Raw genomic sequence first — 12,172 nt, forward strand, 5'->3', positions numbered from 1 at the left:
ACCCGGAGTGCGTTTCGGTCGTTGGGACTGAACTCATGCAGGAGTATCGGCGCGTTCGACACGCACCGGCACACCGGTCAACCGGGCCATGCCGGCCAAGCTCTCGATGTCCGCCGGATCGCTCGACATGAGCCGATTGACGTTGGCCCCGCCGGCGTCATTGGCCACCCGCCAGCCGGCGGTGCCCCTGTGCCCCCAGCCGTGCGGAACCGCGACCACGCCGGCGACGATGTCCTTCGTGACGACGACCGGCAGCTCGATCTCGCCGTGCGGCGATGCGATCCGCACCGTGTCGCCGTCGACGATGTGCGCCGCGGCCGCGTCGTCGACGTGGATGCGCGCCTGATGCGTGCGCTCGCCGCGCATCAGCAGCGGCGAGTTGTGCAGCCACGAGTTCTCCGACCTCGCCTCGCGCATGCCGATCAGGCGCATCGGGTAGCCGTCGGGAACGCTGCGCCGCGACAGCTTGTCCACCTCGGCGGCGATCTCGTCGTGCCGCAACCGGATCCGGCGGCCGCGGTACACGACGGTGTCGCGCAGCACGCCGTCGCGCAGATTGTCGGCCAGCACGGTGCCGTGCGGGTGGCGGCCGGTGAGCTTGGTGAAGCTCAACCCGCGGCGCAGGCCGAACCGGTCACCACCCTCACCCAGCCGGATCACCGCATCGACGAGCAGGCGGGGAGTGAGCCGAACACCGGACACGGACAACGCTTTCCGCATGCCGGCGAGTGCCGCCAGCCCGGGCGTCGACCGCCACATCCTGGCGGCGAGGTCGTCGATGATCTCCCATTCCGCACGCGCCTGCCCCACCGGCGCGATGACGGCCTCGGTGGCCTGGCGGAACGGGGTGGGTTGCAGGGTCTGGAACGGCAGCGGGAAGTCGTCCCGCTCATACATCGACGTCGCGGGCAGCACATAGTCGCAGTGCGCCAGCGTCTCGTTGACGTAGAGGTCGATACCGACCATCAGGTCCAAGGACTCCAGCGCCGTCTCCAACTCGTCGCCGTTGGGCACCGACAGCACCGGATTGCCCGCCCCGACGAACAGCGCCCTGACCTGGCCGCGGCCCGGTGTGGTGATCTCCTTGGCCATCACGCCGGCGGGTTCCGAACCCAATACGGACGGGAAGCCGCCGATGCGTGATCGCCTGCGGGTATAGACGGCGCGCAACAGCGCACCGCCCGCCTTGTTCAGCCACCGCTCCCCCGGCAACCCGAACCGGCCGAACATGCTGCCGCCGGGCACATCGAGGTTGCCGGCCACCAGGTTCACGGCGTCGAGCAGATACGTCGTCAGCGTTCCGTTCTCCCCGGTGCTGGTGCCGACGCGGCCGTACACCGCGGCCCGTTCGGTGCGGGCGAGGTCGTGGGCCAGTGAGCGGACGGTCTCGGGTTCGATGCCGGTGTGCGGTTCGGTCGCCTCGGGGCTGAACGGCCGGGCCAGCCGCTCCAGCCAGGCGACACCGTCGGCTTGCGATGCGAGTCGGTGCCGGTCGACCAGGTTCTCGGCGAACATCACGTGCAGCAGCGACAGCAGCAGATAAGCGTCGCCGTCGGGGACGATGCCCAGCCACTCGAACTGGGCGGCGGTTTCGGTCTTGCGGGGGTCGACCACCAGCACGCGTCCGCCGCGCTTCACGATGTCGTGCATGCGGTCCCTGATCCGCGGCACGGTCAGCACGCTGCCGTGCGAGATGACCGGATTCGCGCCGATGACCACCAGCAGATCCGTGCGCAGCACGTCGGGCACCGGAAGCGCCAGCGGTGACCCGTATAGCAGCTGGCTGGCGACGAAGCGGTTGTTGACGTCCTGGGATCCGGCGGTGAAGACATGCAGTCGCGGGCCGAACCCGAGCATCAGCGTCGTCAGGCTCAGCGTGTACGAGTAGCTGAACGCGCCCGGGTTACCGAAGTACCAGCCGATCGCACCCGCCCCGTGGGTTCGGTGGATGGCGCCGAGCCGTGCGGCGATGTCGGCCATCGCCTCGTCCCAGCTGACGGTTTCGAAGCCGCCGTCGGGGCGCCGCCGCAGCGGGGTGGTGACGCGGTCGGGGTCGTTGACGACCTCGCTGAACGCGATGCCCTTCTGGCAGGCGAACCCCGCCGAGAGTGGATGGTCCCTGTCGGGGCGCAGTGAGGTGAGGCGGCCGTCCTCGACGGTCGCGATCATGCCGCACAGCGGCTCGCAGATCCGGCAGAACGTCGGTTTGTTCTCGACGCCCACCAGCGTGGCTTACTGTTGCGCGCGCGGGATGGCGCCGGTCGGCGCCTCTTCGTCGACCGTGCGGTGCCGGGCCGTCGGGTCGTCGACGTCGGGGATCGAATGCGCCTGGTACCGGTGCGTGCCCTCGAGGTCGTCGCGGATGGCTTCCTGCGCCTTGGGCGGCAGCGTGTGCATGATCTCGCGCACCCGAGCCTGGCGGCGGTAGACCGCCTGGCGCTCGGGCATACCCGGCGTCGCCTGGATCTGCGGCGGCACACCCTCGATCTCCTCGACACCACCGTCGTGGTGGCCGGCGTCGATCATGGCCTGCTCTTCGGCCATCGTCGACTCGTCCTTCTCCTCGGACATGCCGATCGGGCCGATACGGCGACCGTTGAGGAACTGACGCACGACGGGCTCGTCGCTGGTCAGCAGCACCTCGCGCGGACCGAACATCACCAGGTGCTTGCGGAACAGCATGCCCATGTTGTCCGGCACCGTGCGCGCGATGTTGATGTTGTGCGTCACGATCAGGATCGTGCAGTCGATCTGCGCGTTGATGTCGATCAGCAACTGGCTCAGGTACGCGGTACGCACCGGGTCCAGACCCGAGTCAGGCTCGTCGCAGAGGATGATCTGCGGGTCGAGCACCAGCGAACGGGCCAGGCCCGCGCGCTTGCGCATACCGCCGGAGATCTCGCCGGGGAACTTGTTCTCGTCGCCGGCCAGACCGACCAGCTCGAGCTTCTCCATGACGATCTGGCGGATCTCGCTTTCCTTCTTTTTGGTGTGCTCACGCAAGGGGAAAGCGGTGTTGTCGTAGAGGCTCATCGAGCCGAACAGGGCACCGTCCTGGAACATCACGCCGAACAGCGTGCGGATCTCATAGAGCTCCTTGGCGGTGCACTGGATGACATCGGTGCCGTCGACGATGATCTTTCCGCGCTCCGGGCGCAGCAGCCCGATCAACGACTTCAAGAACACGGATTTGCCGGTACCGGACGGGCCGAGCAGAACGCTCACCTCACCCGGCGGCAGGTCGAATGTGACGTCCTCCCAGATTCGCTGGGGGCCGAAGGACTTGGTCAGTCCTTCAATTTGAATTCCAATGCCCACGCTCGCGATCCTTCCGCCAGTCATCGTCACACCACATCGCTTGCCCGCTTGTGGCTTGAGTCACTGTAGCCTACGCCCCCTGGCCACAACACTCCTCCGCGGTCAGATTGTGACTCATCCGCGAGACGACTGTGGGGCCGACCCATTTGCTGGATCGACCCCACAGTTGTGGTATTACCGGCTCGCCGGCATGCGGTGACGCAGGTGCTACTTGACGGTGACCGTCGCGCCCGCGGCCTCGAGCTTGGCCTTGGCGTCGTCGGCGGCCGCCTTGTCGACCTTCTCGAGCAGCGGCTTGGGAGCGCCGTCGACGAGGTCCTTGGCCTCCTTGAGGCCCAGGCCGGAGACGATCTCGCGGACGACCTTGATGACGCCGATCTTCTTGTCACCGGCACCCTCGAGGATGACGTCGAACTCGGACTGCTCCTCAGCGGCCTCGGCGGGGGCACCACCGGCAGCGGCACCCGGAGCCGCGGCGACGGCGACCGGAGCAGCGGCGGTGACCTCGAAGGTCTCCTCGAACTTCTTGACGAACTCGGAGAGCTCCAGCAGCGTCAGTTCCTTGAACGCGTCGAGCAACTCGTCGGTGGACAGCTTGGCCATGGTTGGTCCTTTCTGATTTCTTTTGATGTGCGATTTGTGGAGTATTGGCGGCGGTCAGCGCCGGTGCGGCTCCACAAGTCGCGGGTCTTAGGCGGCTACGCAGCCTCTTCGGAGCCGGCCTTCTTCTCTTGCAGAGCTGCGGCCAGCCGGGCGACCTGGGACGCCGGAGCGTTGAACAGACCGGCAGCCTTGGACAGGTTCGCCTTCATCGCGCCGGCCATCTTGGCCAGCAGCACCTCGCGCGACTCCAGGTCGGCGATGCGCTCGACCTCGGACACGCTCAGCGGGCGGCCGTCCATGTAGCCGCCCTTGATGACGAGGGCCTTGTTGTCCTTGGCGAACTTCTTGATCGCCTTGGCGGTGTCGACAGCCTCGCCCTTGACGAACGCGATCGCGGTGGGACCGACGAACAACTCGTCGAGCCCCTCGATGCCCGCCTCCGCCGCGGCACGCTTGACCAGCGTGTTCTTGGCGACCGTATAGGTGGCGGAATCACCGAGCGAGCGGCGCAGGTCTTTGAGGTTGGCCACCGTCAGCCCGCGGTACTCGGTGACGAGCGTCGCCGAAGCCTCCTTGAACTGCTCGGCGATGTCGGCAACCGCGGTGGCCTTGTCAGCCTTGGCCATGCATGCCTCCTCGTGGATGGGAACCATCGGCCGAGAAGGGATGAGGGACCGGAAACGACGAACGCCCCGACGCAGACAGGTCGGGGCGCACACATGACGTACTAGCCTCGTCCTCCTGCGTGGGCCGCCCGGGAATCCGGGACCTTCAACCGATTGCTCGGTGACCGACGGTCTTCGGTGGAACGTCGGCAAGTTTAGCCTGCCGCCCACTCATCAGCCAAAACGCGGGCGATTTCGGTGTACTTCCTCGCGCTCGGCGCAACCAGCTACACCGAAATCACCAGCAACGCGTACAGCACAATCAACAGGCCGACCCGCAGCCCGTGCAGCCGATCCCACCGACGGGCCAGGTCGCGGTCGACATCGTCGGCATCAGACCAGCGGCCGATGCGATTGTTGATCGGCACCATCAGCGTCACGGTCATGAGTACGACGACGGCCATCAGCGCAGCAGCCGCCGTCACGAGCCAGGCCGGTCGCAAGATCACGGCCGCCACCACTAGCACCGCCAGCGTCGCGATGTACCAGAACGGCATGACCCGTCCCAACACGCGGCTCCCATCGGCGCGAGCCTGCCGGAACGCGCCGTCGGGAAGTCGGTTGAAGACCGGATTGGTGAACGCGGCCACGGCGATCTCGACCCCGACCATCGGACCGGCGATCAGCAGGGCAGCGATCTCGATGATTTCCCTCATGTCTCGACCGTGCCCGCTATGCTGACACAAAACAAGGTACTGACAAATTTGTCAGCTCAGGAGGGCTTATGGCGGTGTCGAAGAAGGGGATCAACGAGTGCCCGATCGACACCGCGCTGACGGTCATCGACGGGCGTTGGAAGGGCACCATCCTGTGGCGGCTGCAGGACGGTCCGATGCGCACCGCCGAGCTACGCCGCAGCATCCCCGACATCACCGAGCGGATGCTCATCCGCCACCTGCATGAACTCGTCGACGACGGCATCATCGAGCGACACGACGCCCGGACCGTGCCACCGTGCGTGCACTACTCGATATCGGAGTACGGAATGACGCTCGCGCCGGTGCTGCAAAGTCTGTGCGACTGGGGGCGAAAGCACATGGCGCGCAGCTGATTTCGCGGTCAGTGGGCCAGCAGCGCCGCCGCGCCGACGAGGCCCGCTTCACCGCCGAGCTCGGCGGGCACCACCCGCAGCCGGCGAATGAAATCCAGCCCGGCGTAGGACGTCAACGCCTCACGGACGGGGTCGAACAGCAGCGCCCCTGACTTCGCCACGCCGCCGCCGATGACGACCCGGTCCAGATCGCACACCGCGCCGACGGACGCGATCATCGCGGCCACGGCGACCGCACCGCGGCGAAACGCCCGCAGCGCGACGGCGTCGCCGGCAATGGCGGCATCGGCCAACTCCTTGGCGTCGGCGTGCACGGGCGCATCCCAGCCCTGCTCGCGTGCCCACTGCGCCATCCGCGGCCCGGCGGCGATGGTCTCGACGCAACCGTGTCCACCGCAGGTGCACGGCCCGCCGTCCGGATCGACGACGACGTGGCCGACGTGCCCGGCGTTGCCGGTACGGCCGTCGTAGGGTGTGCCGTCGAGCACCAACCCGCCGCCGACGCCGGTCGACACCACCATGCCGAGCAGGAAATCGGCGCCGCGGCCCGCGCCGCGCCACCGCTCCCCCAGCGCCATGCACAACCCGTCGCCGGCCAGTCTCGCCGGGGCGCCGACGGCCCCCGACACCCGCTCGACAATCGGAAAGCGTTGCCACGCGGTGATGTTGATCGGGCTGACGGTGCCCGTCGCCAGGTCGATCGGTCCGGCCGAGGCGATTCCGGCGCCGCGAACCCGGCCTCCCGCAGTGGCCAGCGCCTCCGTGATCAGCGAATCCACCACTGTCCAAATCATTTCCGCGTCACCGTCAGGCGTCGGCAATTTTCCTTGATGCACCAGCGTCCCCGCATCGTCGACCAGACCGACCGCGATCTTGGTGCCGCCGACGTCGATTGCGAGCGTCAGACTGGACTCGGCCATCAGTGCCGGTGGGTGTTGTCGGGCTGTCGCGGGTCACCGGGATGCTCGTACCCGGGGGCCAGCTGCACGACGGCCGCGCATCTGGCGTCCAGCCACAGCCGGAATGCGCGACGGCGGGCGGCGGCACGTAGATGCGCCGCTACCTCTTCGATCCCCCCGAAACGCAAAGGGTTCCGCGCCTGGTACGACGTGACTTCGTCGTCGGTGACGTCGATCTCGGAGGTCACCTCCGCGAACACCGCGCGAGCCAACGGGTCGGCCAGCACCGACGCCGCCACGCTGCCGATCTCCATCCGCACCGTCACGTCGGGCAGCAGTGCGGCTTCGGTGGGTGCCCCGGCCGCGGTCAACCCGCGCGCCTGCGCCTCGGCCGCCACGACGCGTTCGGCCACCAGGAGCTGCGTCAGCCAACGTCGTAGCTGCCGGCCCTCGCTGGTCCCGGGCCGCGGCAGCGACGACGCGATCCGCGACGCTCGCAGCGAAGTCTCGCGTGCGTCGACCTCCTCGACCGACACGGGCGCACCGTGCACCGTCGCTGCGACGCCCGCCCACTCAGTCGCGTTGCTCATCGCACCGTCACCTTCACCGCAGGCGTGTAGACGAGCTGCCCGGCCGCCGCCAGGCGCACCAACGCCCACCATTCGCCGGGCGCTACCCAGTCCGGAGGTGCGACGTCGAAGCCGATTTCGGCGGTGCCGCGGGCGGACAGCTCGAGGCCGGATGCGGCCGGACCCAGCCATTCCCATGTGCCCCACGGGCTGATCAGGTGTGCCTCGACGGCGATGTCGGCGTACGCGTCGGTGCCGACGGTGACCACCAGGCGTGCCGATCCGCCGGCGTTGACGTCGACGGGCTCGGGTCCAGCGACCAGTCGCAGCAGGGTGTCGTCGGGTGGTGCGTCGACCGCGATGACGCACACGTCCTCCACCATCTGACGCCACGCGGGAGGGATCGAGACGTGCGCGCCCGTCAACGCGAGTTCTGCACGCACGGGGTACAACCCGGGCGACACCTTCTCCGGTGCGGACAGGCTCACGCTGGTGTCCAGATACTCCCCCGGCGGCAGCATGAACGACAGCACGGCGGGCTCAGCCGTCCAGCCGTCCGGGCACAGCAGGTGCACCCGTCCGTGCAGTACCTCGTCGCTGCAGTCGCTGGCGGCGGTGAGACGAAGCTGCACCGACCGACCAGACGCGACGACGTGCTGCGGATGCAGGTGCGCGACCGCGGGCAGGCCGCCGAGCGCCGCAGGCCCCCGGTTGTGCAGCCAATAGCGGGCGTAGAGCGGCTGCGCTTCCTCCGCGTCGGGCGCCAGCACCGCATGATCGGCCTGTAGCACCTGCGGCATGTTGAACCGCGCCAGCACGGTGGCGATCTCGAAGCCGTGCAACGACAAACCGTCCGGCGTCACCTCCTGCACTCGGGGCCGCTCGAGGAGATCCACCCGAACCGCTGCGGATACTCGACGTAGCCCAGAGGTGACCGTGACTTCTGCGGTGGCTCCGGTGGTTTCGACGAGCCGCATCGCGACGCCGTCCGACGGGTGAACCGCCCGGGCGCTACCGCCGGCCAACGGGTTGCCGGCGGCCTTCAACGCACCGAGGTGCACCGAGCCCGCCGGCTCGATCTCCAACAGCGATCCCGACGACGGCAGCCCACCCGCGGCACCGGACCTCTCCGTCACCGCGAGAAGTGGATGCGAGTACTCGGCGCTGCGGGCCGGAACGCCCGCTCGCCGCCAGTCGCCGTCACCGGAGATCAATGCGTATTCGAAAGTGTGTGTCCAGTGCTGCAATTGGAAGTTCGACCCGTCGGGCGCAGTTCGGCGCGGCGGGTCGATCCAGGTGCCCGACGGCCACCCGGTGCACGACCGCATCAGCGAAAGATGCATCGTCCCATCGGGTTCGACGGCGAATCCCGGCAGTCCGCGATTGAGCACCGCCACCGTCCGGTCCTCGAATGAGGCCATCCGCGCGGGTGAGTCCTGCTCGACGGCGATCTCCCAGTCGGCCAGGTCCTCGACGACTTCCGTCACTGCGTCGTCCAGTACCGACCCTGCGACGATGAGCACCGGCAGCGCCCGCACGTCGCGCAGATCCGCGCCCGGCACCCACACCTCGGCCAGCGGCACGGCCGCCGGCACCCACACCCTGGCGGTGCCGGTCGCATGCAGTTGCCGTTTCAGCTCCTCGGTGTACGAAGAATCCGCCTCCGCCAGAACCGCTGCGGTGAAGACGTTTTCGTCAGGTCCACCGATCGCGAGCCGCGTATCGGGGAGGTTCGAGTCGACGGCAAGATCGCCGTAGCGCGGCTTGTCGGCACCGCTGCAGGTCGCCGTGACTCCGGCGCGCGCCAGCGCCACCATCAGCGGACGGGCCACCGCGGACGCGGTCTCGGTCGGCGTCACCACCTCGGCAACGGACACCGCGTGACACCCGTCGCCGACGCGCACCCGCACCGTCGACGACAGCGCGAACCAGCCATACGCCGGGTTGTCCAGCGTCCACGGATGCGTCGCGGCATCGATCGCCGTTTCCTGTCCACGTTCGTGCAGCAGCCCGAACCCTCGCCCGATGACCGCGTCGCCGACCTCGCTGACCGGCAGCGCCCCGGGTACCGGGCACGGCCAGCGCAGCCGCAATAGCCGGTCGGCGCCGGTGAACTCGTCGATCGTGGTCTGGCAGTCGACGCGCGCGACGCCGCGCCACAGCGTGAGGACCTGTTCGTACCGCAACACCTCACCGATGCGGCCGCGGATCTTCAGCCGCTCGCCGAGCGGTCCGCGGTAGGCCTGCACGTCGGCCGCCGAGGAGGACGAACACATCACCGGCCCCTTGGGTAGCAGATGCCACGGACCCTCGCCGGCCTCCGGGTGTGCGGAGTATTCGTCGTAGACCGCCAGCTCGTTTCCGACCTTGCCGTCGGCGAGCAGCGAGCGACCCGAGCCGTCGATCAACCAGTCCACCGCTCCGCCACGCGTCGGGTCGACCCGTAGCCGGTAGTGCTCATTGTTTATCTCGTTGCCGCGCAGCCGTTCCCAGTTCGTCGAGGCACCCGAGTCCTCGAGCCGGTAGGCCTGCCAGCCCAGCGACGGCACGTCGCGGGCCAGCCAGCTGACCGACCGTGCACCGCACTGGGCGGGCACCTCCTCACCGGCACAGTCGACCACCCGCACCGGTCCGCTCGCTTCCGGAAGCCGGGCAGTCACCACGTCGGTGCGCTTGTGCGTCAACGTATTCCACACGACGACCGATCCCTCGACCGCGCCCGACAGCACCGCCAGCGCGTTGTCGCGGGCCGCCGACCCCAACTCCCAGGCATCGCGCCAGCCGGTCAGCAGGTCGAGGTACACCTGGTCCGATTCCGAACCCGTGATCGCGTCATGATGTGCGCCGTAGGCCAATTGGACCCAGGCCTTGGCCAGCGCCGCCTGCGGGTAGGTCGCACCGCCGAGAAGCCCGGCGAACACTGCGAACTTCTCCGCGTCGAGCACGGCGTCCTCGGCCGCCCGGTTGGCCTGCTTGGTGTCGATGTAGGAGACGTCTTTGCCGGTGTAGATCGGGTTCATGTCACGCGTCTGCGGCGACGGCTCGACACCGCGCTCGGCAAGTTCGTCGCGCACCGCTGCGAAGAACTCCTTGGGCAACGCGCAGACGAAGCGCGGCCACGTGTATCGCGAGTTCCACGACCGGTGAATCGCGGTGACCCACTTGTTCGGCGGCGTGTAGTCGGTGCCGACGGGCAGGAGCACGTTGCGGGTCAGTGCCACCTTCTTCAACGAGATGAACAGTTGATAGGTCTCGGCTTCGGCCTGTTCCAGTGTGGGCGCCGAATCCATCCACCAGCCCGCCGAGTAGTGCGCGGGCATGTAGTGGGTGAGCAGCCCGCGCCCGGACGGGGAGATCCAGTCGAACTCGCTGCTGAACTGCATCCGCTCCGGATCGCCGTCGCCGGCCATCGGGCCCCACTGGTGATGCGGGCCGCGGGCCCACGAACTCGACGTCAGCCCCGCATCCGCCGCCATTCCGGGGAACTGCGGGTCGTGGCCGAACGCGTCGAGCTGCCAGGCGGTCGCCGGGTCGGCGCCGAGCACGTCGCGTTGAAACCCGATGCCGTGCACGAAGTTTCGGATCGTCGTTTCGGGGCTGGTGAGGTTGGTGTTCGGCTCGTTGTACGTGCCGCCCATGATCTCGACGCGGTCGTCGGCGATGAAGCGGCGGAGATCGTCGCGGTCTTCGGGGTGGGTGTCCCAGAACGGCTTGAGGTAGTCGACTTCGGCCAGCAGGAACTTGTATTCCGGTTCGCGTCGGGCCATTTCGAGGTGAGCGCTGACCAGATCGAACCCGTTGGTCTGCCTGCACCGGCCCGGCGGGTCCTCGCTCCACGCCGTGGTGTAGGCCGCCTGCGTGTTCCACCACACCGGGTCGTAGTGGAAGTGGCTGATCATGTACATGGTCCAGCCGGGTTCGGCGACGGTGAAGACGAACGGCGTGATGCCCTCACTGGTGACCACGCGGGCCTGGCGCTGCTCGCCGACGACCGCGTTGGTCACCGCGACCGGCACCTCCACGCTGGCGTCCCCCGCGTCCGCCCTCGCGTGACCCGTCACGCCGTCACCGTCGACGCGCACCTCGCCCGCGCCGCCGGTGTAGCCGACCCGCACGATCTGCTGCGGCGCATCGGCGGGCCCGACGAACAAGTCCGTCGACTCCGCCGAAATGACCCGCACACTCAAACCCTACGGCGTGTGAGGTCGCGGTGATCGAGACTGCGGGCAGATCGCGAAAACACGTGTGCGCGCGATCTCTGTGCAGTTTCGGTGGACGGTCGGCACCATCAGGCCCGGGAGAGGTCGACCACCAGAGCGCGGTGATCCGAGATCGTCAACGACGGCGCGCAGCACCGCTCCACCCGCAACCCGGGATCGTCGGTGACGATGTGGTCGAGCTGACGGTCGGGGTCGTGGGCGGGAAACGTGAGGGCCGTGGCCAGCGGCCGCAGCCGGGCCCACCGCCTGACGGTGGGCGGCGCCATGTTCAGATCGCCCATCAACACCCGCGGCGACGGGAAGCCACGCATATCGCGCAGCAGCCGCCACAACTGCACCCGGTTCCAGCGCGGGACAAACGACAGATGCGTATTGGCAACGGTCAGCGGTCCGAGCGGGGTGTTGAGCTGCCCCACCATCGCCGCGCGCGGCTCCTCGTTGACGATCTGCACCCGATTGGGACCGGGCAGGTACATCGGAAACGGCACGGGAATCCGCGGCAGCCGCAACACCTGCCACGACTCCGCCGGAAACCGTGACAGCAGCGCGATCCCATAGGCCGCGGTGCCGGGTTGCTCGTCACCGGTCGCGGCCATCCAGGTGGCCCCCGGCGTCCCGGAGATCGCCGCGACGAACCGGTGGCTCACCGCGCCCATCGCTTCGGCGGCGACCGCGGTGAGATCGGCCATGCCCGAACGTGGCTGATCCACGTCGACTTCCTGCAGCGCCAGGATGTCGGCGTCGAGTTCCCGAACGGATTCCACCAGCCGGTCCCGGTGAACTACGCCGTCATGCACGCTGCGCCCGTGCAAGATGTTGAAGGTGGCCAGACGCATCCGCATGGGTA

General features: G+C 68.4%; 10 protein-coding genes. 1 reads left to right on the forward strand and 9 read right to left on the reverse strand.

Translation table 11 applies throughout. The features are described from left to right. Window positions 1-33 precede the first annotated feature (33 nt). From AU188_RS19865 to AU188_RS19885, 5 genes are all read right to left on the reverse strand, one after another. Window positions 34-2,223 (reverse strand): molybdopterin-containing oxidoreductase family protein, encoded by a 2,190-nt coding sequence (locus AU188_RS19865; RefSeq protein ID WP_059165197.1) that lies wholly within the window; start codon window positions 2,221-2,223, stop codon window positions 34-36. Between the two features lie 9 nt (window positions 2,224-2,232). Beyond that, window positions 2,233-3,318, reverse strand: coding sequence for an ABC transporter ATP-binding protein (locus AU188_RS19870; protein WP_059165198.1), 1,086 nt, complete (start codon window positions 3,316-3,318; stop codon window positions 2,233-2,235). Window positions 3,319-3,525: 207 nt separating this feature from the next. Continuing rightward, window positions 3,526-3,921 (reverse strand): 50S ribosomal protein L7/L12, encoded by a 396-nt coding sequence (gene rplL / locus AU188_RS19875; protein ID WP_059101314.1) that lies wholly within the window; start codon window positions 3,919-3,921, stop codon window positions 3,526-3,528. Between the two features lie 95 nt (window positions 3,922-4,016). Next, window positions 4,017-4,547 (reverse strand): 50S ribosomal protein L10, encoded by a 531-nt coding sequence (rplJ, locus tag AU188_RS19880; protein WP_059165281.1) that lies wholly within the window; start codon window positions 4,545-4,547, stop codon window positions 4,017-4,019. Between the two features lie 266 nt (window positions 4,548-4,813). After that, complete coding sequence (locus AU188_RS19885) at window positions 4,814-5,242, reverse strand: anthrone oxygenase family protein (protein ID WP_059165199.1); 429 nt, start codon at window positions 5,240-5,242, stop codon at window positions 4,814-4,816. Between the two features lie 68 nt (window positions 5,243-5,310). On the opposite strand from AU188_RS19885, the gene AU188_RS19890 reads away from it, so the two are divergent. Next, on the forward strand, window positions 5,311-5,637 hold the full coding sequence (locus AU188_RS19890) for a winged helix-turn-helix transcriptional regulator (RefSeq protein ID WP_059165200.1): 327 nt from the start codon (window positions 5,311-5,313) through the stop codon (window positions 5,635-5,637). A gap of 8 nt (window positions 5,638-5,645) precedes the next feature. On the opposite strand, the gene AU188_RS19895 is transcribed toward AU188_RS19890, so the two are convergent. The 4 genes from AU188_RS19895 to AU188_RS19910 form a co-directional block, all read right to left on the reverse strand. Continuing rightward, window positions 5,646-6,557 carry an ROK family protein gene (locus AU188_RS19895; protein ID WP_059165201.1) on the reverse strand — a complete coding sequence of 304 codons (912 nt, stop codon included), beginning with the start codon at window positions 6,555-6,557 and terminating at the stop codon, window positions 5,646-5,648. Further along, a complete protein-coding gene (locus AU188_RS19900; RefSeq protein WP_059165202.1) occupies window positions 6,557-7,126 on the reverse strand; it encodes a DUF7158 domain-containing protein in 570 nt (189 codons plus the stop codon). The genes AU188_RS19895 and AU188_RS19900 overlap by 1 nt, the downstream gene beginning before the upstream one ends. After that, window positions 7,123-11,286: a glycoside hydrolase family 38 N-terminal domain-containing protein gene (locus tag AU188_RS19905; protein WP_059165203.1), complete on the reverse strand. Its 4,164-nt coding sequence runs from the start codon at window positions 11,284-11,286 to the stop codon at window positions 7,123-7,125. The genes AU188_RS19900 and AU188_RS19905 overlap by 4 nt, the downstream gene beginning before the upstream one ends. Window positions 11,287-11,393: 107 nt before the next feature. Continuing rightward, complete coding sequence (locus AU188_RS19910; protein WP_059165282.1) at window positions 11,394-12,161, reverse strand: endonuclease/exonuclease/phosphatase family protein; 768 nt, start codon at window positions 12,159-12,161, stop codon at window positions 11,394-11,396. Window positions 12,162-12,172 lie beyond the last annotated feature (11 nt).

Source organism: Mycobacterium sp. IS-3022 (assembly GCF_001500065.1).
Taxonomy (GTDB): Bacteria; Actinomycetota; Actinomycetes; order Mycobacteriales; family Mycobacteriaceae; genus Mycobacterium.